The organism is Paenibacillus sp. MAHUQ-63, assembly GCF_028765165.1.
Classification (GTDB): domain Bacteria; phylum Bacillota; class Bacilli; order Paenibacillales; family NBRC-103111; genus Paenibacillus_E.
Genome location: NZ_JARADB010000006.1, coordinates 173,599 through 200,517 on the forward strand (window position 1 = coordinate 173,599; position 26,919 = coordinate 200,517).

The 26,919-nt window shown below is 53.2% G+C and carries 30 protein-coding genes; 12 read left to right on the forward strand and 18 right to left on the reverse strand.

Features of this window, described 5'->3' with window-relative positions:
• Positions 1–83: 83 nt before the first annotated feature.
• Positions 84–1,643 (reverse strand): copper amine oxidase N-terminal domain-containing protein, encoded by a 1,560-nt coding sequence (locus PUT07_RS28435; RefSeq protein WP_274472164.1) that lies wholly within the window; start codon positions 1,641–1,643, stop codon positions 84–86.
• Positions 1,644–1,830: 187 nt separating this feature from the next.
• Here PUT07_RS28435 and PUT07_RS28440 point away from each other — a divergent pair, with 187 nt between their 5' ends.
• The 4 genes from PUT07_RS28440 to PUT07_RS35490 all read left to right on the forward strand — a co-directional run bounded on the left by PUT07_RS28440 (position 1,831) and on the right by PUT07_RS35490 (position 5,478).
• A complete protein-coding gene (locus PUT07_RS28440; RefSeq protein ID WP_274472165.1) occupies positions 1,831–2,370 on the forward strand; it encodes an NfeD family protein in 540 nt (179 codons plus the stop codon).
• 26 nt (positions 2,371–2,396) lie between these two features.
• Positions 2,397–3,854, forward strand: a complete 1,458-nt coding sequence (locus PUT07_RS28445; RefSeq protein ID WP_274472166.1) for a flotillin family protein — start codon at positions 2,397–2,399, stop codon at positions 3,852–3,854.
• Between the two features lie 136 nt (positions 3,855–3,990).
• Positions 3,991–4,842, forward strand: a complete 852-nt coding sequence (locus PUT07_RS35485; RefSeq protein WP_338000781.1) for a hypothetical protein — start codon at positions 3,991–3,993, stop codon at positions 4,840–4,842.
• Positions 4,843–4,902: 60 nt separating this feature from the next.
• Positions 4,903–5,478 carry an HD-GYP domain-containing protein gene (locus PUT07_RS35490; protein WP_338000782.1) on the forward strand — a complete coding sequence of 192 codons (576 nt, stop codon included), beginning with the start codon at positions 4,903–4,905 and terminating at the stop codon, positions 5,476–5,478.
• A 60-nt stretch (positions 5,479–5,538) separates the two neighbouring features.
• Here the strand turns inward: PUT07_RS35490 and PUT07_RS28455 are convergent, their stop codons facing one another.
• From PUT07_RS28455 to PUT07_RS28465, 3 genes are all read right to left on the reverse strand, one after another.
• Positions 5,539–6,828, reverse strand: a complete 1,290-nt coding sequence (locus PUT07_RS28455; protein ID WP_274472167.1) for a hypothetical protein — start codon at positions 6,826–6,828, stop codon at positions 5,539–5,541.
• Entirely contained in the window at positions 6,815–7,381 is a 567-nt protein-coding gene (locus PUT07_RS28460) for an RNA polymerase sigma factor (RefSeq protein ID WP_274472168.1), read from the reverse strand. Before PUT07_RS28460 ends, PUT07_RS28455 begins: the two co-directional genes overlap by 14 nt.
• Positions 7,382–7,580: 199 nt before the next feature.
• Positions 7,581–8,837 carry a hypothetical protein gene (locus tag PUT07_RS28465; protein WP_274472169.1) on the reverse strand — a complete coding sequence of 419 codons (1,257 nt, stop codon included), beginning with the start codon at positions 8,835–8,837 and terminating at the stop codon, positions 7,581–7,583.
• 170 nt (positions 8,838–9,007) lie between these two features.
• Here PUT07_RS28465 and PUT07_RS28470 point away from each other — a divergent pair, with 170 nt between their 5' ends.
• The 4 genes from PUT07_RS28470 to PUT07_RS28485 all read left to right on the forward strand — a co-directional run bounded on the left by PUT07_RS28470 (position 9,008) and on the right by PUT07_RS28485 (position 12,800).
• Positions 9,008–9,451, forward strand: a complete 444-nt coding sequence (locus PUT07_RS28470; RefSeq protein ID WP_274472170.1) for a hypothetical protein — start codon at positions 9,008–9,010, stop codon at positions 9,449–9,451.
• A gap of 246 nt (positions 9,452–9,697) precedes the next feature.
• Positions 9,698–10,927 carry an S-layer homology domain-containing protein gene (locus PUT07_RS28475; protein ID WP_274472171.1) on the forward strand — a complete coding sequence of 410 codons (1,230 nt, stop codon included), beginning with the start codon at positions 9,698–9,700 and terminating at the stop codon, positions 10,925–10,927.
• A 119-nt stretch (positions 10,928–11,046) separates the two neighbouring features.
• Positions 11,047–11,736 (forward strand): L-ribulose-5-phosphate 4-epimerase, encoded by a 690-nt coding sequence (gene araD, locus PUT07_RS28480; RefSeq protein WP_274472172.1) that lies wholly within the window; start codon positions 11,047–11,049, stop codon positions 11,734–11,736.
• Positions 11,737–12,308: 572 nt separating this feature from the next.
• A complete protein-coding gene (locus PUT07_RS28485) occupies positions 12,309–12,800 on the forward strand; it encodes a GAF domain-containing protein (RefSeq protein ID WP_274472173.1) in 492 nt (163 codons plus the stop codon).
• Here PUT07_RS28485 and PUT07_RS28490 read toward each other — a convergent pair.
• The 5 genes from PUT07_RS28490 to PUT07_RS28510 form a co-directional block, all read right to left on the reverse strand.
• A complete protein-coding gene (locus PUT07_RS28490; RefSeq protein ID WP_274472174.1) occupies positions 12,793–13,242 on the reverse strand; it encodes a PilZ domain-containing protein in 450 nt (149 codons plus the stop codon). The two genes, PUT07_RS28485 and PUT07_RS28490, sit on opposite strands and share 8 nt — an antisense overlap.
• Positions 13,243–13,322: 80 nt before the next feature.
• Positions 13,323–14,471, reverse strand: coding sequence for a polysaccharide deacetylase family protein (locus PUT07_RS28495; RefSeq protein ID WP_274472175.1), 1,149 nt, complete (start codon positions 14,469–14,471; stop codon positions 13,323–13,325).
• Between the two features lie 129 nt (positions 14,472–14,600).
• Positions 14,601–14,873 (reverse strand): helix-turn-helix domain-containing protein, encoded by a 273-nt coding sequence (locus PUT07_RS28500; RefSeq protein WP_274472176.1) that lies wholly within the window; start codon positions 14,871–14,873, stop codon positions 14,601–14,603.
• A 128-nt stretch (positions 14,874–15,001) separates the two neighbouring features.
• Positions 15,002–15,643, reverse strand: coding sequence for a thiamine diphosphokinase (locus PUT07_RS28505; protein WP_274472177.1), 642 nt, complete (start codon positions 15,641–15,643; stop codon positions 15,002–15,004).
• 121 nt (positions 15,644–15,764) lie between these two features.
• Positions 15,765–16,010: a hypothetical protein gene (locus PUT07_RS28510; RefSeq protein ID WP_274472178.1), complete on the reverse strand. Its 246-nt coding sequence runs from the start codon at positions 16,008–16,010 to the stop codon at positions 15,765–15,767.
• 134 nt (positions 16,011–16,144) lie between these two features.
• On the opposite strand from PUT07_RS28510, the gene PUT07_RS28515 reads away from it, so the two are divergent.
• Complete coding sequence (locus PUT07_RS28515; RefSeq protein ID WP_274472179.1) at positions 16,145–16,882, forward strand: DUF554 domain-containing protein; 738 nt, start codon at positions 16,145–16,147, stop codon at positions 16,880–16,882.
• Here the strand turns inward: PUT07_RS28515 and PUT07_RS28520 are convergent.
• Positions 16,879–17,580, reverse strand: a complete 702-nt coding sequence (locus PUT07_RS28520; RefSeq protein WP_274472180.1) for a response regulator transcription factor — start codon at positions 17,578–17,580, stop codon at positions 16,879–16,881. The two genes, PUT07_RS28515 and PUT07_RS28520, sit on opposite strands and share 4 nt — an antisense overlap.
• 320 nt (positions 17,581–17,900) lie before the next feature.
• Here PUT07_RS28520 and PUT07_RS28525 point away from each other — a divergent pair, with 320 nt between their 5' ends.
• Both PUT07_RS28525 and PUT07_RS28530 read left to right on the forward strand, forming a co-directional pair.
• The gene (locus PUT07_RS28525) at positions 17,901–18,827 is read left to right on the forward strand and encodes a sensor domain-containing diguanylate cyclase (RefSeq protein ID WP_274472181.1); all 927 of its coding nucleotides are present in this window, start codon (positions 17,901–17,903) and stop codon (positions 18,825–18,827) included.
• A gap of 150 nt (positions 18,828–18,977) precedes the next feature.
• Complete coding sequence (locus PUT07_RS28530) at positions 18,978–20,606, forward strand: S-layer homology domain-containing protein (RefSeq protein ID WP_274472182.1); 1,629 nt, start codon at positions 18,978–18,980, stop codon at positions 20,604–20,606.
• Between the two features lie 699 nt (positions 20,607–21,305).
• Here the strand turns inward: PUT07_RS28530 and PUT07_RS28535 are convergent.
• From PUT07_RS28535 to PUT07_RS28555, 5 genes are read right to left on the reverse strand one after another with little or no spacing between them, the layout of a single operon-like run.
• Positions 21,306–21,767: a spore germination protein GerPE gene (locus tag PUT07_RS28535; protein WP_274472183.1), complete on the reverse strand. Its 462-nt coding sequence runs from the start codon at positions 21,765–21,767 to the stop codon at positions 21,306–21,308.
• Between the two features lie 3 nt (positions 21,768–21,770).
• Positions 21,771–21,953 carry a spore gernimation protein GerPD gene (locus tag PUT07_RS28540; RefSeq protein WP_274472184.1) on the reverse strand — a complete coding sequence of 61 codons (183 nt, stop codon included), beginning with the start codon at positions 21,951–21,953 and terminating at the stop codon, positions 21,771–21,773.
• A gap of 2 nt (positions 21,954–21,955) precedes the next feature.
• Positions 21,956–22,750 (reverse strand): spore germination protein GerPC, encoded by a 795-nt coding sequence (gene gerPC, locus PUT07_RS28545; RefSeq protein WP_274472185.1) that lies wholly within the window; start codon positions 22,748–22,750, stop codon positions 21,956–21,958.
• Between the two features lie 42 nt (positions 22,751–22,792).
• The gene (locus PUT07_RS28550; RefSeq protein ID WP_274472186.1) at positions 22,793–23,002 is read right to left on the reverse strand and encodes a spore germination protein GerPB; all 210 of its coding nucleotides are present in this window, start codon (positions 23,000–23,002) and stop codon (positions 22,793–22,795) included.
• Between the two features lie 38 nt (positions 23,003–23,040).
• Positions 23,041–23,268, reverse strand: coding sequence for a spore germination protein (locus tag PUT07_RS28555; protein ID WP_274472187.1), 228 nt, complete (start codon positions 23,266–23,268; stop codon positions 23,041–23,043).
• A gap of 139 nt (positions 23,269–23,407) precedes the next feature.
• Between PUT07_RS28555 and PUT07_RS28560 the strand changes: the two genes are divergently transcribed.
• Positions 23,408–23,863 (forward strand): Hsp20/alpha crystallin family protein, encoded by a 456-nt coding sequence (locus PUT07_RS28560; RefSeq protein WP_274472188.1) that lies wholly within the window; start codon positions 23,408–23,410, stop codon positions 23,861–23,863.
• Positions 23,864–23,946: 83 nt separating this feature from the next.
• Here PUT07_RS28560 and PUT07_RS28565 read toward each other — a convergent pair whose 3' ends face one another.
• The 3 genes from PUT07_RS28565 to PUT07_RS28575 form a co-directional block, all read right to left on the reverse strand.
• Positions 23,947–24,471: a C40 family peptidase gene (locus tag PUT07_RS28565; RefSeq protein ID WP_274472189.1), complete on the reverse strand. Its 525-nt coding sequence runs from the start codon at positions 24,469–24,471 to the stop codon at positions 23,947–23,949.
• 204 nt (positions 24,472–24,675) lie between these two features.
• Complete coding sequence (locus PUT07_RS28570) at positions 24,676–26,049, reverse strand: sensor histidine kinase (RefSeq protein ID WP_274472190.1); 1,374 nt, start codon at positions 26,047–26,049, stop codon at positions 24,676–24,678.
• Positions 26,046–26,798: a response regulator transcription factor gene (locus PUT07_RS28575; RefSeq protein WP_274472191.1), complete on the reverse strand. Its 753-nt coding sequence runs from the start codon at positions 26,796–26,798 to the stop codon at positions 26,046–26,048. Before PUT07_RS28575 ends, PUT07_RS28570 begins: the two co-directional genes overlap by 4 nt.
• Between the last annotated feature and the right edge of the window lie 121 nt (positions 26,799–26,919).

Sequence of the window (26,919 nt, forward strand, 5' to 3'; positions counted from 1 at the left end):
AATGCCTAGATGTATATAGACTATTCGCCCACCCGGAAAAGGTTCCGATAACGCAGCACAGCACATTCCGCACAACCCCGGCACTAATCCCGCTTGATCGTTACGACTCGCGTATCATCGTCGAACGAGACGACACCGCCGAGCGATTCTGCGATGAAACGGATCGGGACGAACGTAGAGCCATTAACGAGCGTTGCTGCGCTCTCCAGTTCGATTGAAGCGCCGTCAACGCTGGCGGTGCGGCGATCCAGCTTCAGGACGATGGTCCTGCCGGACAGCAAGTCTAGAATGGTAACTTCCTTCGTATCGGCATTCCAGCCGACTTCAGCGCCTAGCTTTTCCGAAATAAAACGGACCGGCACCATCGTTTTACTGTCTCCGTTGATGAAAGGCTGCGGAGTATCGCTTGCCGCCGGATCCCCGCTTTCATTTAATTGCAAATGGACTTCTTTTCTCGCGATTTTCGCGTCTTCTCTCAGCAAAGTGTAGATGAGCGAATGCCGGTCGAGGTTGCCCAGCACTCTGTAGACCGTGGAAGCATCTACACCGACGGGCACGAAGCCGCCGGAGATATCGATCGAATCAGCCTTCACCGGCTTATTCACATTCCAGGTCTCGCTAACGAAATTCAACCTCAAACCGGCAACCCCAGTGCCCGTATCCGGCATCGGCATGCTCAGCGCCAAGCTTTGTTTCCGTACCCCGTGATCGCCGTCTACGTAGAAGTCCGCCGCCAGCGCGGACTTGCTGCCGAACATAGCGTGAACCGGCAGGACGCCTTGTTCTCCGTCGCCCGATATAACGGCGGCTAGCGACTCTGCCGCTTTGGCGAGATAATCATGGACAGGCTGATAAATGAAACCGACAGCCAACGGCTTATTGCCGAGCAGCTTTAGCGTGAAGTCCGCTGAACCCGATGCGATCTCTTCCTGAATGATCGGGTACATGGCATCGTACAACTGGCTGATCAGCTCTTGCAGCCCTGCTTCATCGGCAAGAATCCCGCTAAGCAGCCTGTCCAGCAGGGAGGCCAGTTCCGTGCCGGTTAGCTCCATATGTACCTTCTGAAGGGACAGGTCCGCTCCGCCAACTTTCTCCGTAACGGAGGAGACCGCAATGCTCGGAGGATTCGGCATATTCGCTAGAATAAACCCGATGACGGCGGGCTTAATCTCCGCCGCTTTGCTGCCGATCTGCTCTTGAAGTGCGGCAGGGAGCAGCTTGGTGAACGATGCGTTCGAACTCCCCAAGAGGTCGATAACAACCGGCTTCTTCCCGCCCTCGACCTGCCAGATGAGCTTCGTGCCGTCCACGGCAATCTGGAAAGGGATCGTACCTTTCCCATATGTGATCGTGCCGTCTGCCGAAAGCTTCTGCGTACTCTCGGTTTTCACATTTGCAAGTTCGATTGTCACTTTGTGCAGGGCGCTAAGGGCCTGCTGCTCAACAGCGCTCAGTTGGGAAGTATCCCCGGGCACAAGCTCGATCTGCAGGCTGCCTGCGGACTCCGAGGATGTGGCTGCCGAACTTTGTTGAATGGCTGCAGCCAGGTCTACGCCTTGTACGGACTGACAGCCCGTCAGCGTCAACAGCAAGAGAACCCATGCGGCGGAAACCCACCAGGTCACTTTCTTTTTATACATGTGCTAATCTACTCCTTAGGTTTAATAGAATAACATAAAGACGCCCAATGATTATACGCGAGCCGAAGAAGAAGGATTCGCACCTCATTTTAGATTTTTTTTGACCGAAACCTTTTATTACCAGTTGAGTCTATATTTATGAGGTGAGAGATGCGCTTCGGCAGGAAGCCCTAAGGAGGTGACGTCTATGATGACTTTGTTTGCCATATGTTTCTTTACAGGCCTTGTATTGACGGTGCTGCTCACGTTTTTCGGCGGCGATTTCTTCGAATTCCACGGGGATGCCGGGGGAGGACATGGCCACGGCCATGGGGGACCGTCCTTCTTCAACCTGTCCTCGCTGTTAGCCAGCTTGACGGCATTCGGCGGGATCGGTTATATGCTTGGCGAGCTCGGCATGACGAACGCTTTGGTCATTTTGCTGATTGCTATCGGTTCCGGCCTCGTGATGGGATGGCTGTTCTTCCTCTTTTACGTCAAAGTCATCTACAAACATGATAACAGTATGAAGGAGAGCGATTTTGAGCTTAGCGGACAACTGGGCAGGTTGATCGTGGGAATTAACGGCCATGGCATCGGCGAGATGGTCATTGTCATGCAGGGGACCAAGCGCTCTATCAGCGCTCGATCCGCGGAGGGAGAGTCCATTCCCAAAGGGGCTAAGGTAGTTATTTTGCATATGGATAAAGGTGTTGCGACAGTAAGCAGATTCAGTGATCTGGCCTAAATACACTCTCGGGAGGTAATACGTTCATGTTGACGGTATTGTACACGGTGGCAGCGATCGTGATTGTCGTTTTTATTTTACTTACCACCATTGTCAGAGCCTATAAGAAAGTGCCGCCGAATGATGCGATGATCGTGTTCGGTTTGGGGGGCAAGCGCGTCGTGCAGGGCGGCGGCACCTTCGTCATTCCGGGCTTCCAGAGCTTCAAAACGATTTCCATGATGCTGATGAGCTTCGATGTGAAGCCGGACCAGCCGATGTTTTCCTTGCAGGGCATAAGGCTCAAGATTGAAGCGGTTGCTCAAATCAAAATTCAGAGCGATCCCGTCGCCATCGCCACGGCCTCCGAGCAGTTTCTGGATCATACGCTGCTGGAACGCGAGATGATGATTCTGCACTCCGTAGAGGGACATCTGCGCGGATTGGTCGGACAGTTGACGGTCGAAGCGATTCTTAAGAACCCGGATGAGTTGAACAGCAAGATGAGAGAGACGTGTTCGGAGGATTTGGATAAAATGGGTCTCAGCCTGATCTCCTTCGTTCTCAAGCGCGTGGCGGATGATCAAGGCTATATTGAGAACCTCGGAGTTCCGGAGATTGAGCGCGTCCGCAAAAGCGCCAGCATCGCCAAGGCCGAAGTCGAGCGGGATATCCAAATTCGCCAGGCGGACACGGAGAAGGAATCGGCCATCCGGCGAGCCGAGGCGCACCAGCTGAAGATTGAAGCGGAGACGGCTGCTACGGCCAAGGAGGCGCAGTACCGCAAGGAGCTCAGCATGAAGGAGGCGGAGTTCAAGCAGGAGACGACCTCCCGCCAAGCCGAGGCGGATTTGGCCTATGAGCTGAAGCAGAATCAGATCAAGCAATCGCTCGTGACCGAGCAGGTGCGAATTAAGCAGATGGAAGCCGAAGCGAACAAGAACGTTCGGCAGATCGAGGTCGAGCTGAAGCAGAAGGAGCTCGAAGCGACCGTCATCAAGCCGGCCGAAGCGGAGAAGCAGGCGGCTATTATGCGCGCGGAAGTGAGCAAGCAGCGGCAAATTCTCGAAGCGGAGGCCGAAGCCGAGTCGACGAGAAAACGCGGCGAAGCGACGGCTGAGGCCGAGCTCGCCAAAGGGAAGGCGAATGCGGAGGTCATTCGCTTGGCCGGTCTTGCGGAAGCGGAGGCGCTGGAGAAGAAAGCCGAGGCTTACAAGCAGTATACGCAAGCGGCGGTAACGGTGGAGATTCTGCGGATTCTCCCGGAACTGGCGGAACGCATTGCGGCCCCTCTGAGCAACGTGGATAAGATCACGGTGATCTCGCAAGACGGCGCGACCTCCGGCGTGAACCGGGTGACGGGCGACATCGCCAAGATGATTGCGCAGGTGCCCGAGATTACGCAAACGCTGACAGGTCAAACCGTCACCGATCTGGCGCGCGCCTTCCTCGGCAAAGACGCGGACCTAACGGCGAAAACCGTTATGAATAAGGATACGGAATAAAAGAATGCCCTCGGCCTTGCTGTTCTAAGGCTGAGGGCATTTTTCTCTGCGGCGAATGTCGAATTGCTATACAATAGGAGAGAAGCTGGGATGTTGGTTGGGTCCCAGAGTTTAGATTGAAACGAGGCAGTCCATCATGCATATTTACCGCAAGTTTCTGCGAGATTTGATTCGCAACTATATCATAGGCTCCGGCATTGCCGTTGTGGTGGTAGGCGGGGTCATCATTTCGACGACGCTAGCGATTTCGAGTGCGGAGATGGTCCACATTTTCTTCATTATGATCTTATCGCTCTGTGTGATGATCCTGGCCGAGCTGCTCGTATTTCGCCGGCATATGCAGCCGATTCGGGCTATGCTAGTCCGGGAAGCGCCCGAACTTGCCGTCATCCGCGAGGCTTATGTGCAGACCCACCGCTTCCCGGCGCTCTCGGTGAAACGAATTCTGGGGCCGCACTTTCTAGGCCTCTCCGTCCCGGCGATGGCGATGGCCTTCATCGCGATTAAGGCGGGATGGCTGTCGCTTCCGATGTATTATCTCGGCCTTGCCGGCGTTGGAGCCGTACTGGTGGCCAGCATGCACGCTTTGCTGGAATTCTTCATGACGGCTCAGGCGATTCGCCCGGTCCTTATACATATCCGCGATGTAGGCGGGCGTCTCTATGGCGAAGATGTCTCGCTGGACGGGCGGGTCATCGTATCCATTCAGTGCAAGTTTCAACTGAGCGCCTTTCTAATCGGGACGATGCCCTTGTTCCTGTTCAGCTTGGCGACGCAAATCCGACTTATTTCGGAAGCGTCGCATGTATCCGTCGATTATTGGAAATGGGCGGGCCTTATTCTGCTGCTCGGTGTCGGCTTCTCTTCGTTGGGGGCCAGGATGCTGGCGAGAGATATTCAGCAGCCGATCGAATATTTACATAAGGCGATGAAGGACGTCCAAGCGGGGGATTTGCAAGTGCGCGCGTCGGATTTATATTCCGATTAGTTCTCGCGGCTTGTGGCCGGCTTCAATCATATGGTCAAAGGCCTGGAGGCCCGCGAGCGCATGAACAATCAGCTGCTCCAGAGCTATTACGCTACGCTCGCTGCCGCTCTGGACGCCAGAGATGCTTATACGGCCGGTCATTCCACACGCGTCGCCCAATATTCGCTGATGATTGGCAGAGCGGAAGGGCTGAGTGAGCGGCAGCTGGATCTCCCGAACAAAACGGCGCTGCTGCATGATATCGGCAAAATCGGCGTGCGTGACGATGTGCTGTTGAAGGAGGGCCGGCTGACCGACGAGCAGTTCGAGATCATCAAGCTGCATCCGGTGCTGGGTGAATCGATCTTGAAGCAGATCGAGCCCGCCGAAGCGATGGCTCCGCTGCTTCCCGGCGTGCGCTCGCATCACGAGCGCTATGACGGCAAGGGATATCCGGACGGCCTGCAGGGCCAGGATATTCCGGAATTCGGGCGCATCATAGCGGTAGCGGATGCGTTCGATGCGATGACGTCCGACCGGCCGTACCGGAAGGGGATGCCTGCGGAGAAAGCGCTGGCCATTCTCCAGGAAGGGAAGGGGACGCAATGGGATCCCCGCTATGCGCAGTCGTTTATGGATGCATATACGAAACAGTAATACAAAGGGGCCACCCGGCGGCAGAAGGATCTGCACGTGCGGGTGGCCCCTTATTGCATGCTATTCAGCTGCTCGGGCCAGCTTATCCGAGAGCGTCGGTTCCAGGAAGCGGCCGACCTTGTCAATCCACTCCTCGACGTAATGATCCGTGGCCCACTGTGCCATCACCAGCTTCTCGCCGGGTAATAAATCCAGTGTAAGCTGCGGAGCGCTGCCCGGCGCTTGGCCGTAAGGGTAGAACTTGAGCTGATCTTTCTCGAAGATCACGATCATATCGCCTAGCGGCGATGTCAGCGCATCCGTCGCTTGCGGCCAGGTGGACTGAATGCCGCTCCAGGTACAGCACAGCTCGTCGTGATTCACGACCTTCTCCGGCAGCTCGCGCGGGAAGTCATGCAGCACGTAGCTGTCAGGCGCTGTGGAGCTCGCGCGCGGTGTCTCCGCGACTTTGCCGACCCAGCGACCGGGTTCGCGCTGTATCGTCCAGCTCTGGGATGTGAGATCTCCGCGCAGTCCGCTGGACAGGGAGGCAAGCGTGCTGTCAACGTTCGCATTCGAGCCATAGACATCGGCAAGCGATACGTGATTCTTGTCCACCGGTTTATTATAGAACTGGATGGTGTGCCCTTCCTTCAATTGCGGGAGAGTACGCACCCAGATGCGGTCCGCCTGATAAGGGACATTGCCCCGCAGCGTCTGCTCCGACTCGGCAATCGACAAGTACTGATTCCCTGCGAAAAGCAGCGTTTCCGTGCGATTCAGCTGTTCGCTTTCCACATCCGGGAATACTTCCGGCTTGGCAGGCTGATCGGCTAAGTGCGCGGATAAGTAGTGGAATTCATCGGTCTTCGTTCGATGAACGAGCGAGTCGATCTTCCAGAAGTTTTGCTTATAGGGCATGAGAATTCCTGGGCCCTCGGATGTTAATTGCAGCTGTCCGCGAACAGGCGCGATCAGCATCGTGCGATACGTACTATAGGGCATTGGCTTCACCGACCGCCCGGATTGGGCCTCTGCAGGCTCCTGCTCGGTCCTTAGCCCAATGAGCAAAGCCGTCGTAATCGGCGTCGGCGAGTGGCTGACGGACGCTGCAGCCGTTGTTAAACCGGCGTCTGCGACAGGAGCGGCTTCGCTCTGGGTATGCAGCGTTCCCCATGGGAAAAGCAGCAGGGCTGCGGCGACCGCGCCGATGCCTGCGAAGCAGAACACGGGCCCTACCTTCGGCTTCGTTCGTTCCTTGCGCTCGATCGCGTCTTCGATGTCGCGTTGAAGCTTGGAAGTAAAGCCGGGGCGCTCAAGCGGTCCTGATTCCAATTGTTTGCGTAAATCATCCGGATCAGGATTGTTCAAGAGCCTCACGCTCCTTCAGTTTGACCACCTTGAGTCTGGCGTGGTGAAGCCGCGATTTGACGGTACCCTCCGAGATGTTAAGAATGGATGCCATTTCTTTGGTGGAGAGCTGGTAATGAGCATGCAAAATAAGAATCTCCCTGTACTTCGGAGGCAGGGAAATCACTTTTTTCCAAATATCGCTTGCGTATAATTTCTCCATGGCTTCCGTTTCGGCAGATTGTGATGTGCCCGTCGATTGGATGAAGCCGACAAGCGTCACTTTGCGCCAGAAAGCCTTGCGCAGATAGTCGTAAGTTGTATTGCGGGTAATCGTAAGAAGCCAGGTCTTGACCGAGGCCTCACCGCGGAATGTAGTAAGATTGCGATAAACTTTAAGGAATGCATCCTGTGTAATATCATCGGCTAAATCCGAATTGCGGCAAATGCTGAAGGCATAATTCCAAACATCATTGCCATAGGTTTCCATCAGATTACGAAGAATAACTTTCTGATCTGTGGTTTCAGATACGTATTTCAAATATTCAAAAACATGGACACCGGTCGTCTCCATTCCCTCACCTCTCTGAATTAGACGCGTGCAGCCTGAAAAAGTTCGATATCCGCCTAAAAAAATTTACTGCACCCTATAACTATACCATTCGAATGCAGTAAGGAACATCGGTCTATGATTCAGAGAAAGGATCGAAAAAAGTGTGTCCAAATAGACGGGGACGGGGCCGGAAGGAGGCAGGAGGCGCGGGCGGGAAAGTTCAGTCCTCGTGGGGGTGTTCGATTTTGCCTACCGTAATTGCTTTGTAGCGCCAGAAGGTTTCGTTAATGAGTGCCGCCTCTTGGTCATTCAAATATTGAACCAATACCGTGACTTCAGGTACCTTATTGGGACGGCGGGAGAGGCTGTGCTTGGATTTCAACAGCTGTCCGATGATGAACCCGATCAGGAAGCCGCCGATGCCGTAGAGCAGCCCCCAGATAATAGGGCCCCATTCCAGCACGAATCCTAAACTGATACCGATCACGCTGCAGGCCGTCGCGCTGGCAAAACCGATTTCAACGGCTTTGGTTGTCTGGTCGAAGCGCTGGTCGACGATAGACAACGATTTATCTCGATGAGCGTTCATGAGGACAGGCAGAATCCGGCCGGACGGAATCCCGCTGTGCTCCAGGATGCTTAGAGCTTGTTCCAGCTCCGTGCTATGTTCAAATGTACCGATTATCCACAGTGGAATATGGTTTGCGCTGCTGCCGCCCATGATTCGATTCCTTGCTTTCTCATAATAATCCGTCAAATATTGGCGCTGTGTTATACGAAACAACCGATTCTGTTCAATAGAGCTCGAATAGGCATGGAACATGGCGCCTCCGAGCACGGAGGGCATGAACATCAGCCACTGAGGCTGCAAAATGCTGGCCACCATCCGGTTATGTCCCAGGATTAGCGCCATAAGGGCCTCATAACTGTGAGAGAAAGTGATGTAAATCCACCACCAGAGAATGCCGTAAAAGCCCAACCAGATATGTTTATTGTAGAGCTGTCCCAGACCGGGAAAAAAGAACGAGCAGAAAGCGGCGACAAGAGGCCGTTTCTTCTCGAGGAATTGAATGCCGGTTGAGCGCATGAGATGAACCGGAATCCGGCCGTTTTCCAAGATAGCCAACTCATAATGCTTGTTCGTTTCGAGCGCGCTTCGGTAGCTGTCCCAAATCGCAAAGAAATAAATAATCATATAGCCGTACAGCCACTGAGGGTGCAGCACCTGCTTGGCCATTGCGAAGTTGCCGCTGAAGGAATACACCATACCCTCATTGATATGGGCTAATGTATTAATGATAACCTCGGATAAGGTCAGCAGAACGCCTGTCGTATTTTTGTACATGAGCAGGTGTCCGAAACCAGGGAAGGAAGCTGACCACCACGCCACCATGACCGGATTGCGCCGCTGGGCATAAATAATATCGAACCTTCGTACGGAGGCCATCATCCATCGGGGAGTGGAATTTGTCGACAACGTAAATCCATCCTCTCTGCGTTTGGTCTAGTATCACAACAATTGGCATTTATTATGCAAAATATGGGATGCAAAATTTGTCGCAACAGTCTTGACAATAGAAGGCCATAACACGCAATATGAAGGTAGGATGATGTCATCAAACAGGTCCTTCGGAGAGGAAGAACACCATGAATTTCGTTGAGCATATTATGGATCACCTGCGTTCCGGTGCCATTAACAACTATCCGCAGCCAGTTTCACTGAATATGGGACTAGCGTATACGGTTAAACTGGAAGACAGAAAGACGAATTTAATTTGGTTGCCTTTTGAATATACGGGACTTGCTTACGTGGATATGGGACAGCAAGTGAATGTTTATCCCTATTATCGAGGCGTCATATTTGAAGAGGTCGAGCTTTCCCGCGGTACGGATCTGCATAAGCCCCAAACGGAGGAAGCCTTCGTTAAGACCTTATTTCACAAAAGCTGGGAAATGCATCAGCTGCTCCAGCAGGAGAAATATGCCTATTTGCAAGGCAGCGCACCGGATTTCTTGACCAAGATGCTGTACATAGCCGATTGGCTGCGCTATTATAATTCGGCCGTAACCGTAGGCGCACGAAAATCATAATCGCCGTTCATAGTAGGACCATAACATCTACAGGTGTAGAGGGTATGGTCCTTTTTGCTGATCTGGGAGACGGTGCCGGCCGTTCTGACAGGTGCTGGCGGTGCGGCTATAGACCCAAGCCTGACCGGGTTTGTCGCGTCTTCCTTACTAGGCATAAAGCCTGTTCTCAAAGCTGAATAGAAGGCTTATTCTAGACAATGGTACAAGTTGGTACCGAATAAATTGTAGAGAAGCGGAGAATCTTGTATGCGGCAATTGAATAAATGGCTAACCATAGCAGCGGTATGCTGCGTAATAACCATAGGCACTCAGCAAGCGAAAGTTGAAGCTGCAGCCATGAAGGATGTCAAGGGGCACTGGGCGGAGCAGACGATTAACCAGATGTCGCAGCAAGGGCTGCTTGACGGCTTCCCGGACGGGACCTTTCGGCCCGACGACGCGGTGACGGCAGATCAATTCGTGAAAATTGTGCTGCTTGCTTTCACCGATATATTTCCCAATGGGGAGCGGAATTGGAGAAGCAGTTTCCTGCAATCGTTAAGCGCCGGCAATCAGAGCATTTTGCAGCAGGATTACCGGGACTTCACATTCAAGCCGAGCACGGTCGGCTATTGGGCCAAACCTTATTTGGATTTGGCCAGCGATCTTCATTTCATAAGCAAAGGCCAATTCCCGGATTACAAGGCGAAGCTGAAGCGGGAGGACGTTGCAGAGATCTTATATTATTTACTTAAGGAAACCGAGTATTTGGAGGACGAAGCGTACAGCCTTCGAGCGGCCTCCCAGTTCGGCGATCTGCGGAGCGCGACGGCAAGACAGCAGAGGTTCATCGGGGAAGCGATGACGAAGGGGATCATGGAAGGATACCCGAACGGATACTTCGGTGTCGGCCGTGACGTAACCCGTGCCGAAGCGCTGCAGATCATTGCACGGCTGCAGACCAAATCGAAACGGATTAGCGTCAAGAACGAGGGCGAGGCGTTCGTCAAAGTCGTGCCTACGAAGGATGGCAGCTACAAGAAGTTGATCTTCCCCGATCAGCGCATGCTGGAGGCTTACGATGTTATGGAAGAAGCCGGCAAGCTGCGCGGGACGAACTACGATCTGGAGGAAACGACGCTGCGCCTGTTCCGGAACGCGGAGGCCAAGGCCGTTGCCGTGAACGGCCCGACCGCCGGAGTGCGCAACAGCAATGAGGCCTCCCTGTGGCTCGATCCGCAGTTCGCCACTTACGGCGTAACGGTCCGCTTGGAGGACGGCACATTGGCCCGTAATATGGAGAGCATCCGGAAGTTCACGGATAACCTGTTCGGCTATGATGCCGACATTTTCTATCGTCATTTCACGGAAGCCTGCGCTCAGGCGGCGGCCCAAGGCGTATTGGAGACGACGACGAAGCAGATCGGGAGCTTCTCTGTGGAAACGCGTTTGGAGCCGGACGGCAAAACAATTGTTTTCTCGATCATACACGCTTAGCGGATTGGATGAGGTGTACATACAAGTTGTACGCCTCTTTTTAATTTGAGCAGGTATCTAGCTAACATGTACGTACAAGTGTATAATGAGTTATTATACACGGAAGGTGATGAGAGCAAGTGCTGGACAATTTAAAACAGGCGGTTCTGGAAGCGAACCTGGACCTGCCCAAAAATCGGCTGGTCACATTCACATGGGGAAATGTCAGCGGGATTGACCGCGATCAGGGACTTGTCGTAATTAAACCAAGCGGTGTTCCCTACGAGGAGCTGAAAGCCGAGGATCTCGTTGTGGTGGACTTGGAAGGCCGCATTGTAGAAGGCAAGCTGAAGCCTTCCTCGGACACGCCGACCCATCTGGCGTTATACCGCGCTTTCCCGTCGATTGGCGGTATTGTGCATACGCACTCGCCGTGGGCCACCAGTTGGGCGCAAGCGGGCCGGGGCATCCCGGCGCTGGGTACGACACATGCCGACTACTTCTATGGTGAAGTCCCCTGCACACGTCTCATGACGGAAGCTGAGATCAAGGGGGCATACGAGCTGGAGACGGGCAACGTCATCATCGAGACGTTCAAGGATTTGGACCCGGCGATGGTGCCAGGCGTGCTGGTGAACTGCCATGCGCCGTTCAGCTGGGGCAAGGATCCGCACAATGCGGTGCATAACGCCGTTGTGCTGGAGGAAGTTGCAAAGATCGCCTACCGCACCTATCAACTGAATCCTTCGATTCAGGCGATGGATCAGACGCTGCTGGACCGGCACTTCCTGAGAAAGCACGGAGCTAACGCCTATTACGGGCAGCAATAATACCGGCGATTGACCGGAATCATAAATTTATGGGGCGACCGGGAAGCGGAGGTTGCCCCTTTTCTATTATCAGCGGCTAACGGACACCATGAGGCTGTAAATTAACTATGGACAGTTTTGCGTGAACGGACACATGCAGAGAATGTATGTGATTTTTCGTATACATTTTGTGGTCTCCCACAGATTTCCGAAGTTATATACAATTAATCGAAAGCCTCACCACGGCCACGGCCGTTATCCTAATGGACACAGGCGCCTCTATACACCGACTTGGGAGTGAGGACGGGCCGAAATGAGGAAATAAAGGTGCTGGTGTCCGTTAGCCGCAAAAGAAGGGGGATTTCCCGTTCCGGAGGGGGGCCGTGCCTATGCCTGTATACACTTACACGATCCCGTCGGTCAGTCTTTACCGATTCCGGCTCTGGGCATCGCGGCATCCCATTTTCACAGCCTGTCCCACGGGAAGAATGCCGATCTTGGCCGAGATTCCCACTCCTCATCTTTGGCGGGAATGAACGCTTAATGGTATGATGAGAGTGCAAGACGATTAGGGGAAGAAGGATGATGAAGTCATGTTTACGAAAGCCAACTACGAGGGAACAAGAGAAGACAACTATGCCTTGCTGATTCAGCAAGTTGAAGCATTGATACACGATGAGCCGAATCGCATTGCCAATTTGGCCAATGCCGCGGCGCTGCTCGGACAGTTTCTGACAGAGATCAACTGGGTGGGGTTCTATCTGCTGGACTCGTCCCAAGAGAAGGAAGAGCTTGTGCTGGGGCCCTTCCAGGGACTGCCTGCATGCGTGCGAATTCCGCTAGGCAAAGGGGTTTGCGGGACCTCGGCGCAGCGCCAGGAAACGGTGCTTGTACCGGACGTGCATGCGTTCCCGGGGCATATCGCCTGCGACGCCGCTTCCCAATCGGAGATTGTCGTGCCGATCGTGCGGGGCGATGAGCTGATCGGCGTGCTCGATATCGATAGCCCGATCCTGAGCCGTTTCGATGAAGTCGACCGGCGTTATTTGGAACAATTCGTACAGAAGCTTGCAGCCGCTATGTAATCTCGTATTGCAAGGCGAGAATGTCTTCAAGATCATCTTCGGAACAAAAGCTGCAGCTTGCGAGAACGTTGTTACGCCGCAAGCGACTATACAACATAATCAAATGACTGGTAAGCTGCTGTTCCAGAACCGGATCTGCGATGCTGAATTCAATCCCGTATTCATAGAGGGTTGGCTTCAGCATCGTTTTTCGTTTAATGACGCCCAAAATTTTCATTTCTTGATGAAACAGAAGGAAAGTAAACTCCAGCAGCAAGCTCATCTCGGTAGGAAGATTCAAGGGGGTGTGCATGCGGATCCCGCCGGCACTGATATCCTTGATCATGATTTTGGAGTGTTTGGTTTCGATTGCTTTATTTTTGATCCCGATGATTTTGAACATGGCGGATAATGGGATTTGGAGATGAATCCTGAAGCTGGAGCGCTTATTTGGCTGTGACATGAAGATGCTCCTCTAGGTTAATAGGTATATTATACTATAAAAGTAGTCATTTTGGTTCGCATAATTAGAAAAGAAGCCCCCTATTTAGGGAGCTTGGCAGCGAATGCTTTCAAATTTTCCTCACCGTTAACGAAAATCCGCTTTAGCTGGTAAGGCGGCTGCTGGTTGGTGGCTACGCCTTGTTCGGTGGTAAATGCATACCGAAACCCGTGCTGCTTCAGGATCTTCAGCGTTGTTTTATTGTATTCCCCATAGGGATAGCAGAAAATATCGGCTTTCGTTCCCAATTTCGCTTCAATTTGTTTCCTGGCTTCCACGATTTCATAGGTCTGCTCATCCGCTCCAAGACGAGGGAGGTGAGGATGTGACATGCCGTGCGGTTGAATATCCCAGCCTGCCTCGTGGAGCTTACGGATCTGCTCCCAGTTGAGATAGCCATCCTGTTCCGTCATGCCTGGGGAAACGAAGAGCGTCGCGGGGAAGCCGTATTTGGCCAAAATCGGCATCGCTTGCTCATAATTGTCGATGTAGCCGTCATCGAACGTAAGCAGCACCGGTTTCTCCGGAACTTGGAGGGAATCGTCTCCTTCCAGGAGGCGGATGAACGTATCAAGCTTGAGAGGGGTGTAGCCTTGCTTATGCAGGTAGGCCATCTGCTCCTTCAGTTTGTCCGGAGAGATCACGACGATATTGCCTGGATCTATCGCAACACTATGGTAGTTGAGCACGGGAATGCTTACCTTCTTCAGTGCCTTGGGAACGTAAGTCGCCGCGGTAACGGTAACGGCGGCTGGCGGCTCCGGCTTCATGTCCACTGGCAGTGGACTTCCCGGGGAGAGGGAGAGCTCTGCAGGTTGGCTAAGGTCCGTATGCGGGCTTGACCCTGTATGCTCGCTGTGCTCTGCGCCCTGCTCTCCAAGCGTCCGCTCTGCAGCCGGCAGCGGTTCCGCAGCGGGAGCTTGCTCGGGAGCTGCTAACCCGACTTCGACCGTCCTGGCAGGTTCAGACGACATGTCCGCGATGCGTACAGGCTCCTCGAGCCGTGAAGCCCCGGCAGCTTCCTCCGCGGAATCGGGGGCTTGTCCGCCATGCAGAGATGCGGCAGCGGGGACAGCTCCTTGCTTGCTGTAGCTGGAAGCGGGTGTGCAGGAGGCTATAAGGAAGAGAAGCAAAGTGAAAAGCCCGGCAGATTTGGCAAGCGACAGGACTTTTTTACCCGTTATGTTCATAGGTTCACACCAACCGTTTCTAGAGAAATAATCTATTACTCTATTTGTAAGCAATGGCTGGGGGAAATATACATAAAACAAAAAACTGGCAGAAGGGACTGATGACAGTCTCCAATGCCAGTTCAAGCGTTAATACATGTTGCCGATGATGGTAGCGAGTAGCTTACGCATCGAGCGTGTGCCGACTTTATCCATAATTTTATCGATATGAACCTTAACGGTCTTTTCACTTATGCTGCAATGTGCTGCCAATTCTTTGTTGCTATAGCCATGAAGAGCGATAAGTCCCATAATCTCAGCTTCCCGATTCGTAAGCAGGTGGATTTCTGCAAATTGGGAGATGACGGATTGCACACTTTTGGGTTGGACGATCCGAATTAAATTCTCTTGTGCATAGGGCATGCTTGGACAACCTCAATATCTATTAGTAATATCTGGTGCAAAGTACATTGTAGCAGAGATGTGCCCTGTAGCTTTGCTACCAGATTTGTCTATTTTCTAAATTTTGCATGAAAAAATGTCCTTCGCGCCTAATCCTTACTTTGGATCACAAGCAATAATCCCGAGCTGATCTCAATCAAGCCCTCCGGTTCCGTGAGAATATTGCTGATTCCAAGCGATTGCCCGATGACTAACGTAGCCTGGTGCAGCGGGTATTGAAAGCCGTGAAGCGTAATGCCGGTAACCTCCAAGCTTAGCGGGAGCAAAGAGATATGAGAATAGCGGCCCCGCTCGACCCGCGTCGATTGATTCATCACGAGGATATGATTATTAGCGTCTATAATCGAACAGGAGATCCCCAGCTCGGTACTTTTGCGCAGCAGGTGCACATTCGCCAAGGAATGATCGAACCGTGTGCCTAGAGCGCCGAGAATAAGAATATGGTCCGGATGCCGGTCCAGCGCCCAATTGAAAGCCATTTCCGTATCGGTCAAATCCTTATGCACCGGATCGCATTCGATGAAGCTGCGGCTGGAAGAGCGAATGAGGTCCAACTCCTCTGCGGTCACCGAGTCGAAATCTCCCATCGAGATGTCCGGTTCATAGCCGTGTTGAATAAGAAATAAGGCTCCGCGGTCAGAACCGACCAATAAGTCAGCTTCTTGGATGATGTCAAGTGCCCAGTCGCCGAGCGTGCCCCCCGTAACAATGATGATGCGTTTTCCGTTCATGCTTGATCCCCCAGCGTCATTATCATCCCCTTAGTATACCATAATCAAGCAAAAAACCGAGCCGCATCCATCGCAGCCCGGTTCCATGATTAAGTTCTGTTATTGATGACGGTTGCTGATTTCAATTTTCGCCGTCAGCATCGTGATTAACGCGCTTGCGCATCGGGTTCAGCTCCGACTGATCGTGATCAATTTGGGCCTCATCTGCGAAGCCCTGAAGTTCCCAAGTGGTGCGGCCCAGGATAAGATCCGCCGGAAATTCATCCCCGCGTTTCAGTGTTACCTCTTGTCCAGCCTCATTGGCATAAATGCCGTCTGTCTCCACGACATCGCCTGTCATTGGATCCATGGATTTGTCTTTCGACATGCCGTATTCCTCCTTTCCTGTTGCTTATCCATACGATTTCCAAGCGTGGAGGAAATTATGAGTAGAATCGTGTAGAATGAGAAGGTTGTCATGGAAGGCTAATAGAAGGATTGGACAGAAAGGGAAGGAACATCATGGCATTATGGGGGACAATGGTGAACGCAATCGCCATTATCGTAGGGGGATTATTAGGGATGGCGCTGCCCCGCATCTCGGAAGGCATCAAAAGCACCGTCATGCAGGGCCTTGGGCTTGCCATTACGGTGCTGGGCATCACGATGGCCTTCAAGTCGAATAACATCGTGCTCGTTATTATGAGTCTCGTTGCCGGAGGGATCGCGGGTGAGCTGCTTCGCATCGAATACAGGCTTGCCCAGCTCGGTGATTGGCTGCAGGCCCGAATGAACCAAGCGAACGCCGGGAACGCCACCGGCCGCATCTCGGAAGGCTTCGTGACATGCACGCTGGTGTACTGCATCGGAGCGATGGCCATTCTGGGACCGCTGGACGGCGGTCTCCGGCATAATCATGATATTTTGTACACGAAAGCGCTGTTGGACGGATTCCTGTCCATTATTTTCGCATCGACCTTGGGGGTCGGCGTCATCTTCTCAGCAGCATCGGTGTTCATTATGCAAGGTACGATCGCCTTAGCCGCAACGTTCATCGCAATGGCCTTCAGCCAAGCGTCGCTGGATGCAATGATCGTTCAGATCACGGCGGTCGGCGGTGTTCTGGTTATTGGCGTAGGCATCAATATTTTGCAGATTAGGAAAGTAAACGTTGCCAACATGCTGCCGGCACTGGTGATAGCGGCGGCAGCCGTACCGCTGCAGCAGCATATGGCCGAATGGTGGCAAAGGTTCTTCTAGACGGCGGAACCGTTGAATTTGTAGCCGACGCCCCGAACCGTAATAATATAGCGGGGCTCGGCCGGATTCGCTTCGATCTTCTTGCGCAGATTGCTGATATGTACGATGAGCGTTCGCGGGTCTCCCATACTATCGAGACTCCAGATCAGCTCGAATAGATGTTCGATTTTATATACCCGGTTAGGGGTCTTGGCCATTAAGGAAAGCAGATCGAATTCTTTGGCCGACAGCGAGATCGTCTGCCCGTTCACACGAACGATATGGCTGACCAGATCGATTTCGAGTCCGGGGAACCTCACAAGCTGCGGATCGTCCTGATGCTGCTCGCGAATAGAGTTGCGCCGCAGCAGGGCCTTCACTCTGGCGACAAGCTGGCTAGGGCTGAACGGCTTCGTCATATAATCGTCGCCACCCATACTCAAGCCGAGAATCACGTCGATGTCTTCGCTTTTGCAGGAGATGAACAGGATCGGCGTATTACTTGTCTTACGCAGCTGCCTGCAAACTTCTATACCATCGAGTCCCGGAAGCAAAATATCCAGAACGATAAGATCGGGTTTGTGCTCTTTCACGATTTCGAATACGTCTTGTCCATTATTGGCGCTGATAACTTTGTATCCTTCTCGAACTAGGTAAAGCTGGATCAATTGGACAATTTCTTGCTCATCATCTACTACTAGAATTGTTTCTCCTGCCATAACTAGAAATCCTCCTTAGTAACGGAACGGCTCTACGAAGGGAACGGTTCCCCGCTCACTAATGTTAACCTCATTATAGAACGAATCTCCCAGAAAATTCTATCCTTTTATTGCCAAAAAGTGAGATTTGACGCGGTTCCTGCAAGCGGGAGGGTGTAATGGACTATGTATTTTCTCGACTTTTGTAGAAACATGTCGAAAAACAGAAAATGCTTTCGCCAATTAACGCAAAATTTAGCTGGACTTTATCAAATCTTTATGTTTCCATGCTAATCTACCTTAGTCTCTATGCAGAAGCACACGAGGGGGCGACGAAAGTAATGAGTCATTCGGCTGATAAAAGTTTTGCGGTACCCCCATGGATGCAGAAGGATATATTCGTACGCCAATTCATCGAGCAAGCGTGGGATTTATTTTGTATATTCGATGTTCATCGAAATTTAACCTATGCCTCCAAGAGCTTCAACCCGGTGATCGGCTTCATTCCTGAAGATTTTCTGCAGGTGGTTGAGCTCATTGATTCTGAATATCGCATGGATTTACATAAAATGTTTATTCGAACGGTACAGACGTGCTGCAGCAGCAAGCTGGAGTTTCGGATGAAAGGAACAGGCGAGAGCTATAATTGGTTCGAATGCACCTCGATGCCGATCCGCGATGCGGCGGGGGAGCTCGCCGAGATCTGCTTCGTGCTGAATGACATCACGCTCCGCAAGAACCAGGAGAACCGCCTCATCGCCATGGCTTTCCACGATCCTCTGACAGGCTTGCCGAACCGCAGGCTGTTCAAAGAGCATTTGCATCAATTGCTTATGCAGGCCAAGCGGATGGACCGGTATTTTGCCCTTGTCTATTTGGATATCGACGATTTCAAGCTGATTAACGACACCATGGGGCACGATGTGGGGGACGCGTTCCTGCAGCATTTTGCCCAGCGTATTCAAGGCTGTCTTCGCGAAGTGGATATGTTTGCCCGGATGGGCGGCGACGAGTTTACCATTCTGCTGCCGGGCGTAGATTGCGAGGAGCATGTCAGAGGCGTGGCACAGCGGATTCTGAACTGCGTCGATCAGCCATGGGAGGTCTTGGATCAGGTTTTTAGGGCTACGGTCAGCATGGGGATTACGATGTATCACTCCGACACGAGGGAAGCTTCACAGATGCTTAAGGAAGTGGACATTGCGCTTTACCAAGTCAAGGGCAAGGGACGCAATCATTATCAATTCTATCAACCGAAATCCCGATAACGTACTCTATTAACAACCGCCGCGAAGGGCTAAGCCCCTCAGATAGCGGTTTTTTTGGCATTTACCCAATATTTACTCCTAGCCTATTAGCAGTCTTTCAAGGATGATAGAAGAATGTGATGAAAAGGTAGAAGGAGATGAGTGGCCAAGATGAGGTTGAGAAAAGGCCTTGTTGCCTTAGCGGCAGCGGGATTATTGACGATAGCGACAGGCTCGGGGCTGTATCATGCTCAGGCTGAGGCTGAGGCAAGTTCCGCGCAGGGTAAGTTCAACATGTCTTATATCTTTTTCGGCAATCCGAGTTCGTATACGGCTCAAGTAGATAAAAGCGGTCAAACGCTCGATGTGGTTTCTCCAAGCTATTTCCATCTTCAATCCGATGGCAGCCTGGAGCTTTCCGCTACGATACAAGCTTCTTTCATATCGGACATGCATGCGCGCGGGAAACGCGTCGTCCCGTTCTTGAGCAATGATTTCGACCGTGCGCTGGGAGAGAAAGCGATTGATAACCGGGAGGCGCTGGCGAATCAAATCGTGCAGGCCATTCAGACGTATAACCTGGACGGCATCCAATTCGACATTGAGAATGTGGATGGCGCTTACAGAGACGGGTATACCGATCTTGTGAAAAAGCTTCGTAACAAATTGCCGAGCGGCAAAGAGGTATCCGTTGCGGTGGCGGCCAACCCGACAGGCACAACCGGCAGTTGGATCGGCTTATACGACTATAAGGGATTGGGCGCCGTTGCCGACTATCTGATGGTCATGGCCTATGACGAGAGCTACCCGGGCGACCCGACACCGGGGCCTGTAGCTAGCTTACCCTTCGTGGAGAAATCCATTCAGTATGCCGTTTCGCAAGTGCCGGCTGAGAAAGTCGTTCTCGGTGTCCCGTTCTACGGCAGATACTGGAATCAGAATCCCGCGAGCAACGGCGCCGGTGTTACCTCTCAAATGGTGCAGAAGCTCATCAGCACGTACAAGGGGTCCGTCCAATATGATCGTGCGAGCCAATCGCCGGTTGCCAGCTTCACGATCCGTGAGGAGGATACGGCCACAAGCATTAACGGCCAACCGTTAGAACCCGGCGATTACACCGTTTGGTTCGAAAATGAGCAGTCCATGAAGGAAAAGCTGAAGCTGGTGAGCAAATACAAGCTCAAAGGTACCGGCAGCTGGAGCTTAAATCAGGAGACGGCGGATACCTGGGGGTATTTCGGCCTCTGGGCTGACGGCTTCTACTTCACCGATATGCAAAAGCATTGGGCCCAAGACGCTGTGCTTGCCGCGGCGAACCGCGGCTGGATGCTCGGCCCGGCCGCAGACCGGTTCGCGCCTGATGCGGCGCTGACCCGCGCAGAAGCCGCGACGATTATGGTGCGCGTGCTTGGCTTGGAAGGCGAGTCCGCGGGCAGCGGCTCGTTCACGGATGTGCCTGCTACGCATTGGGCGTGGCAGGATATCCAGCTCGCGAAGAAGGGCGGGCTGATCGAGGGGATCAGTGCGGACCGCTTCGCGCCGGATCAAATCATGACGCGGGAACAGATGAGCATGCTGCTCTCCCGCGCTTTGCACTTGACTTCGCAGGGCGGCTCCGCCTCTGCGAAGCGCTTCTCCGACGTGCCGGCGGACCGATGGTCGGCGGAGGCTATTGCTGCGATGAGCAGCAATGGCCTTGTCGACGGCTTCGCGAACGGCACGTTCCGCCCGGGCGCGTCGCTCACGCGTGCGGAGATGGCGGCGCTGCTGAGCCGCGCGCAGCCGCTGCTTACGAAGTAAGCAGCTGGGTGCGGCTGGCCGGTGGTGCCTCGCTCGCACGGACGCACCGCAAGTGCTCGGCCCCTGGAACCACAGGCACCGCTTGCGCTAACGGACACCAGAGCCGTTAATCGGGCGAAAATGGGGCGTCCTCAGTGTTAACGGACCAGAGAGCCGTTATTTGCTGGAATTCGGGCGGATTCGCCCGGTTTTGAGGCAAATAACGTCGCTGGAGTCCGTTAGAATCGTGGAGCGCCCCAGAACCGCGGAATAAGCGCTGCTGTGTCCGTTAGCTGGCCGGTGCCTCGCTCGCACGGACGCACCGCAAGACTGCTCGGCCCTGGAACCACGGGCACACTAACGGACACCAGAGCCGTTAATCGGGCGAAAATGGGGCGTCCTCAACGCTAACGGACCAGGGAGCCGTTATTTGCTGGAATTCGGGCGGATTCGCCCGGTGTTGAGGCAAATAACGTCGCTGGAGTCCGTTAGAATCGTGGAGCGGCCCAGAATCGCGGAATAAGCGCAGCTGTGTCCGTTAGCTTATCTCAGGGGCAAGTAAGGCGCCCTGTCAGAAAATAAAAGTACAGCTAAATCATCTGATTTAGCTGTACTTTTTGCGCATTTTTGCACCGTCCCATCCGCAGCCGAGCGGAGGATGGTGATCTTACATCAGCCCCATCATAAGCCGTGGAGGATGGTGATCTCACGTCAGCCCCATCATAAGCCAAGCGGCGGCTTGATGGCAGGGAGCAGATCGCCGATGACGTCCGCCTTCCCCAAATTGATGAAAGTGGTCTGCTCCTTGGGGCCGGGTTTGTTCGTGACGAATTGGCGAATGTTCATGACTCGGGATTCTCCGCTGGAGATACGGTTGCTGCCGATCTGCAGCACGGACGTAGCGGAGAGGCCCAGGATGCGAAGACCTCGTACCCGAATGAAGGAGCCCAAGTTATCCACACACATTGTGAAAGGCTCCGGGGGCTGAGGGATCGGGATCGGGCGCCGATAGAACGGATAGGCTTTGAAGCTTCCCTCATTGCCGTAATAAATCGGCACCTCGCGCTGCACGGCGAAGACGTTGGTATTCAGCGCGGTATTGACGTTATCTCCGACCTGCATCACGCTGCTGATGCTGATGGAATTAACATAGACGTAGCCCACGATCGATAGACGGGCCACTGGCTACACCTCCGCTGGAAGTGGGACGAACGGAGAGATGATGACGGATTCCGGCGGCGTGTCGAACATCGAGGACAGAGAAATGACCTCCGTATCGCCGATAAGGAAGATCGATGAACTCGCTACCCCGACGATGCGGACATCGCCAACGAAAATTTGCTTGTTTTCCACTTGCAAGTTGAACATGGCTATCCCTCTTTTCTTGGCAGACTGGATATGTAGTTTTCGATTGCCGAAATGATGTCCTGCTTAGTCTTCTCAACGATGCTTGTCGTTACGGCTTCCATCGGTTCTTTGAACCCGACGCCGCGGTACTGGTTGACGTAATGCTGGATTCGGTTGTCCAATTGTTTGCGGATATCGTCGATAATAAGCTCCTTATAGTCTTCATCCAGATGATACTGGTATTTCTGTTCCAGATTGAGCATGTCAGCTTGAACGCCATACTGCAAATATTGGGCGATGCTGTCCCAAACGTCCCGCTGTACGCCGGATCCGGTGGTGCTGCGCGGTTGTTCCTGCTGCCCCTGCCGCGATTCCTGGCCTTGACCCGAGCCTTTTCCTTGACCGGCACCCTGAGTGTGCCGCTTCTTAGATCCGATTTCCGGAGCAATCACTTGCTCAGGCCCGATCCCCAATTCCTGCCCCTGAACCTGCGCCTGCTGTCCTTGGAAGAAAGGGTTCTGATCCTGACCGGCCGTATCCTTCCCGACTGAGGCACCATTGACTGTGAAATCATCAACGTTATCCAGTGAGCTTGGGCTGATGCCGATGGTTAGCGTTCCGTCGAGCTTCTCCACTTTGAGTTGATCGAAGTTATACTCGATTTTATCGATGTGGAACCTTTTCTGATCTTTCAAGGCATCGAGGTCCGATTGCAGCTTTTTGACGGTCGTTTCGAGCTCGTCGATCCTCCGCTTCTGCGTTTCGATAAAGGAACAGACCTGCTCAGCCCATTGCTGCCATGTAATCAAGTTAGGCAATGTATGGCACCTCCTTCCGATATGGTTAGGCCAGGCGGCAGCTTAAGTGGGTGGCGGCAAACGCACGAGGGCGACCGGGTTGACCGGGCTTGAGCCAAGCTCCGGGGTGGGTTCGACAAAGCCGCCGGTATTATAAAGGTTGGATAACGAGCGGATCGATCCCGCGGTGCCAATCTGGAGCACGGAGGAGTTGGCCACGGAATTCACTTTCAGCTGTTGAATCATGATGGTTTGATGAATGATCATGTTCATAGTGGAGGAACACCTCGCTATCCTTGAAGTCGCTCATACTAGACGATCACTCCGCTAGTGGCGTTCGCTTCGATGAGATCGGAATCATTGGTCACGGTCGTGCTGTAGGCATTATACACGCGCGGGAAATCTCCCGTATTGAAAGAGCCTGCGCCAGCAAAAGTTTTGGATGAACTGTTAGGGGCGATGATGAAGGTATCGCCGAAGTGGACGACAGAGCTAGACCCCACGCTGATAATTTTCACGGTTCCTACGATTGACGGCATAGTCGGTCTCCCTTGTTTCAGGCTTTATCTCACCTTCAGTATATGAGGGTATTCGCCTAGAGGTGACCTGTTTTCAGGACGGTGTCACATTCGCGAGTAGGCACATATACTGGTGCATGAGATAAAGGAGGTGATGGGCATGAACGGCTTTAATCGTCATCCTTGGCTGAAGTGGGAGCAGGTTGAGAAGTTCCTTGGGCAAAAGCTGCCTTTCGGTGAAAAAGGGCAGACCTTTCTAGATAATATGACGTGGGTTGAGGGATATGTACAGGACATGCTGAAAAAAGCGATGCCGGGCCTGAGTGCAAGCATGTCCACCCATGGGGCGGAATCGGAAATCTTCGAAACGCACGAACACGTTATCATTAAAGTGAAAATTCCGAAGGGGGAAGACCCGAAAGCGCTGCAGGTGTTCGTCAAATCGAACCAGTTGAAGCTGACGGGCTTTCTGAGCGGCAACAGCAAGATTGTGAAGCTGCCGACGCTTGTATTGCCCAGAACGGCGAGAGCGAGTTATAAGCAGCGTCAGCTGCAGATCAGGGTGCGCAAGCGCGGTTTGAAGGAGAATTACGTGGAGACGTACATTCGCTATTAAGCGTGCTGCACGGCGACTGAAAAAAGCATCCCGGCGGGATGCTTTTTTTAACCGTTCTTTATGGATAAGCTTATAACTGATTCCTACAGTACGCGGCGAGCCGTCATGTAACGGGAGGACCAAGTGCCGCTGTGGATGTTCGTGATGCGTACGCCGCCGGCGCCGTAAGTGTGCAGCAGATTGCCGTTGCCCATGTAGATCGCAACATGGTTAATTACGCCCGGTTTGCCGGGAATCGAGAAGAACACCAAGTCGCCTGTGCGTAGGTTGCTTCTGGATACGTAGCTGCCTACGTGCGCTTGATTTTTGGACGCACGAGGCAAGCTGACGCCTACGCGTTTGAACACGTATTGCGTGAAGGACGAGCAGTCGAATGTCCGGGTCTGACCGGCTTTCGCACCGAATTGATAAGGTCGGCCCAAATAATTTTTCCCGATCGAGATGACACTGCTTGCACGGGAAGTCGCCGTGATGGACGCATCGATTGTCGTTGCATCCGTAGCCGCGTTAGCTTGATGAGGCGTGGAGACCATACCGGCGGATAATCCTATAGAAACGGTCAATGCCGTAATTGCTAATGTTTTGTACCATTTAGTTTGCTTCTTCATCTGTGTTTCCTCCTAAAGTTGAGTTGTTTGAACGGCTCTTCGCCAGACTCTTCTATGTGAGTAACTTTGGGGTGTCTCGTTGACATGAACCCAGTATACCAGATGAAAAATAACCTATTATTTACCTTGCAACCTTTTTCACTATGCGGTTACTGACATTATGGTGCTTTCTGAGAAAACCGTGAGAATCGTATTAAAATGTTTTTATTGACACGCTTTCAAAAGCTTCGCGGTCACGGTAGTCCCTTGCCCCACGCGGCTTTCCACTTCGATGGCGCCCCCATGCTTCTGCACGATATGAAGGGCGATGGCGAGCCCGAGACCAACTCCGCCTTGCTTCCGGTTCCTTGCTTTATCGCTCCGGTAGAACCGGTCGAACAAGTGGGGGATATCGCTTTCGGCGATGCCTATCCCGTAATCGGTGACCTGGAGGACCACCCATTTGTTCTCAAGGAGGCCGATGGTGAGCATGACCTTCCGTCCGCTGTACTTCAACGCGTTATCGAGCAAAATGATCAGGAGCTGCCGGATTTGATGGGAGTCTCCGGTCATGAGCAGCTCCTCGGCGTCAGGCTCCAGCTGCCGCACAACTTCAATTTCCCTGCCGGAGGTCAGGCGCAGCGAGGCGGCCGTCTGCTCGGCGAGCGGCAATAAATCGAAGGTGATGCCCTGCTCGCAGTTCTGACGCACAACATCGGTGAGGGAAAGCAGGTTCTGGGTCAACTGCTTCAGATGGGCGGATTCGGCGATGATCGCCTCCAGCGCTTCTTCCCGCAGTTTCTCATCATGGAGCGCCCACCTCCGCAGTAAGCTCGCATAGCTCTCGATAATCGTAAGCGGTGTGCGCAGCTCGTGAGAGGCATCGGCGAGAAACTGCTCCTGCTTCAGGAACATATCCTGCAGCCTGTCGATCATTCGGTTGAAAGTGGCGCCGAGCTTCATCAATTCATCGTTCGAGTCTTTGGTCTGCAAGTCGATATGCCGGAACGAGCCGCTCTCCTCAATGTTCTGCATCGTAGCAACGAAGTGCTGCAGCGGCTGGAAGAGGACGTTCGTATAGAAATAACCCCCGATAAGCGCCAGAATCAGCGTCCCGGTAGAGGTCAGCAGAAGCACGGAGACGAGCATATCCGCGTATTGGTCCAGCCTGCGCAGGCTTCGCCCGATTTCCAACGTTGCAACCTGGTGGCCTTCTTTGAAAACCGGCATTTTCACAAAAACGAAAATCCCGTCCGATGCGGTTTCGACGTTTACCGTATCTTTATTCACATAGGCAGGCGGATAGTTCAGCAGAACGGTTTCCGAACTGACTTGATAGATGACCTCTCCGTTCGGAGCGACATAGCGCAGCATCTCCTGCGGGATCAGCAGTTCATCCAATTGCGAATTGTTGCGCCAGTACTCCGGGTGGTTCGGCAGATCCCGCAGCAGGAGCGTTCTCGCCTTCTCCTTCAGCAAGTCGGCCTCGCCATTAGTCGTCACCCGGATGAACATATAGTAGACGAGGGTAAAGGAGATAAAAAGGATCATCATCAGCCCGACGGCGACCCCGAGCGTAATTTTCAGCTTCAGACTCATAGCGGCTTCTGCTCGGCCGGCTGCATTTCGTCGTCCGGATCTTTATCCGGCGGCACCGATTCCGCTTTCAGCAAATAACCGACTCCGCGTATCGTCTGAATGAGCTTGGAGGAGAATGATTTATCCACCTTCTGCCGGAGATAGCGGATATAGACGTCGACAACGTTCGTGTCCCCGACGAAATCGTAGCCCCACACCTCGGAAATAATCTGCTCCCGCGTCATCACTTCGTCCTGATGCTGAATCAGGAAGCGCAGCAGCTCGAATTCCGTCGGTGTCAGTTCGATCGCTGTTCCTTCGCGGACAACGGCTCTGCTCTTCAAGTCCATCGTCAGGTCATCGACTTTCAACAGATGCGGTTGCTCGGCGGGCTGCTCCTGCAGGCTTCTCTGCCGCAGCAGGCTGCGGATACGAGCCAGCAGCTCCACCGTCGCGAACGGTTTGGTCACATAGTCGTTGGCTCCTTGATCCAAGCCGCTGACACGATCCGAAACGGCATCGCGTGCGGTCAGCAAAATGATAGGGAGCGCAGCGTTCACCTGGCGGATGCGGCGTAAGACTTCCAGGCCGCTGAGCTCCGGCAGCATGACGTCCAGCAGAATTAGGTCCCAATCGGTCTCGGACAAGGCTGTTTCCAGTCCCGAGCGCCCATCCGGCCTCGTATGTACTTCATAGCCCTCATGCTCTAGCTCCAGTTTCAGCACACGGGCAATGCGTTCTTCGTCCTCGATCAGCAATATGCGGCTCATGCGGAAAGATGTCACTCCCATTCCCGCCTGAAGCGGGTGTCAATTCGTCCTCTTAGTTTCTCAGGCCCGGCACGTTTACATACATGCACACCCGTATTCGGAGGAATCTGGAATCCCGCAA

Coding starts and splice junctions, on each gene's coding strand:
- PUT07_RS28435 (WP_274472164.1), bottom strand. CDS start 1,643: ATGTATAAAAAGAAAGTGACCTGGTGGGTTTCCGCCGCATGGGTTCTC.
- PUT07_RS28440 (WP_274472165.1), top strand. CDS start 1,831: ATGATGACTTTGTTTGCCATATGTTTCTTTACAGGCCTTGTATTGACG.
- PUT07_RS28445 (WP_274472166.1), top strand. CDS start 2,397: ATGTTGACGGTATTGTACACGGTGGCAGCGATCGTGATTGTCGTTTTT.
- PUT07_RS35485 (WP_338000781.1), top strand. CDS start 3,991: ATGCATATTTACCGCAAGTTTCTGCGAGATTTGATTCGCAACTATATC.
- PUT07_RS35490 (WP_338000782.1), top strand. CDS start 4,903: ATGAACAATCAGCTGCTCCAGAGCTATTACGCTACGCTCGCTGCCGCT.
- PUT07_RS28460 (WP_274472168.1), bottom strand. CDS start 7,381: ATGGAGACGACCGGTGTCCATGTTTTTGAATATTTGAAATACGTATCT.
- PUT07_RS28470 (WP_274472170.1), top strand. CDS start 9,008: ATGAATTTCGTTGAGCATATTATGGATCACCTGCGTTCCGGTGCCATT.
- PUT07_RS28475 (WP_274472171.1), top strand. CDS start 9,698: ATGCGGCAATTGAATAAATGGCTAACCATAGCAGCGGTATGCTGCGTA.
- PUT07_RS28485 (WP_274472173.1), top strand. CDS start 12,309: ATGTTTACGAAAGCCAACTACGAGGGAACAAGAGAAGACAACTATGCC.
- PUT07_RS28490 (WP_274472174.1), bottom strand. CDS start 13,242: ATGTCACAGCCAAATAAGCGCTCCAGCTTCAGGATTCATCTCCAAATC.
- PUT07_RS28495 (WP_274472175.1), bottom strand. CDS start 14,471: ATGAACATAACGGGTAAAAAAGTCCTGTCGCTTGCCAAATCTGCCGGG.
- PUT07_RS28500 (WP_274472176.1), bottom strand. CDS start 14,873: ATGCCCTATGCACAAGAGAATTTAATTCGGATCGTCCAACCCAAAAGT.
- PUT07_RS28505 (WP_274472177.1), bottom strand. CDS start 15,643: ATGAACGGAAAACGCATCATCATTGTTACGGGGGGCACGCTCGGCGAC.
- PUT07_RS28510 (WP_274472178.1), bottom strand. CDS start 16,010: ATGTCGAAAGACAAATCCATGGATCCAATGACAGGCGATGTCGTGGAG.
- PUT07_RS28515 (WP_274472179.1), top strand. CDS start 16,145: ATGGCATTATGGGGGACAATGGTGAACGCAATCGCCATTATCGTAGGG.
- PUT07_RS28520 (WP_274472180.1), bottom strand. CDS start 17,580: ATGGCAGGAGAAACAATTCTAGTAGTAGATGATGAGCAAGAAATTGTC.
- PUT07_RS28525 (WP_274472181.1), top strand. CDS start 17,901: ATGAGTCATTCGGCTGATAAAAGTTTTGCGGTACCCCCATGGATGCAG.
- PUT07_RS28530 (WP_274472182.1), top strand. CDS start 18,978: ATGAGGTTGAGAAAAGGCCTTGTTGCCTTAGCGGCAGCGGGATTATTG.
- PUT07_RS28540 (WP_274472184.1), bottom strand. CDS start 21,953: ATGTTCAACTTGCAAGTGGAAAACAAGCAAATTTTCGTTGGCGATGTC.
- PUT07_RS28550 (WP_274472186.1), bottom strand. CDS start 23,002: ATGAACATGATCATTCATCAAACCATCATGATTCAACAGCTGAAAGTG.
- PUT07_RS28555 (WP_274472187.1), bottom strand. CDS start 23,268: ATGCCGTCAATCGTAGGAACCGTGAAAATTATCAGCGTGGGGTCTAGC.
- PUT07_RS28560 (WP_274472188.1), top strand. CDS start 23,408: ATGAACGGCTTTAATCGTCATCCTTGGCTGAAGTGGGAGCAGGTTGAG.
- PUT07_RS28565 (WP_274472189.1), bottom strand. CDS start 24,471: ATGAAGAAGCAAACTAAATGGTACAAAACATTAGCAATTACGGCATTG.
- PUT07_RS28570 (WP_274472190.1), bottom strand. CDS start 26,049: ATGAGTCTGAAGCTGAAAATTACGCTCGGGGTCGCCGTCGGGCTGATG.
- PUT07_RS28575 (WP_274472191.1), bottom strand. CDS start 26,798: ATGAGCCGCATATTGCTGATCGAGGACGAAGAACGCATTGCCCGTGTG.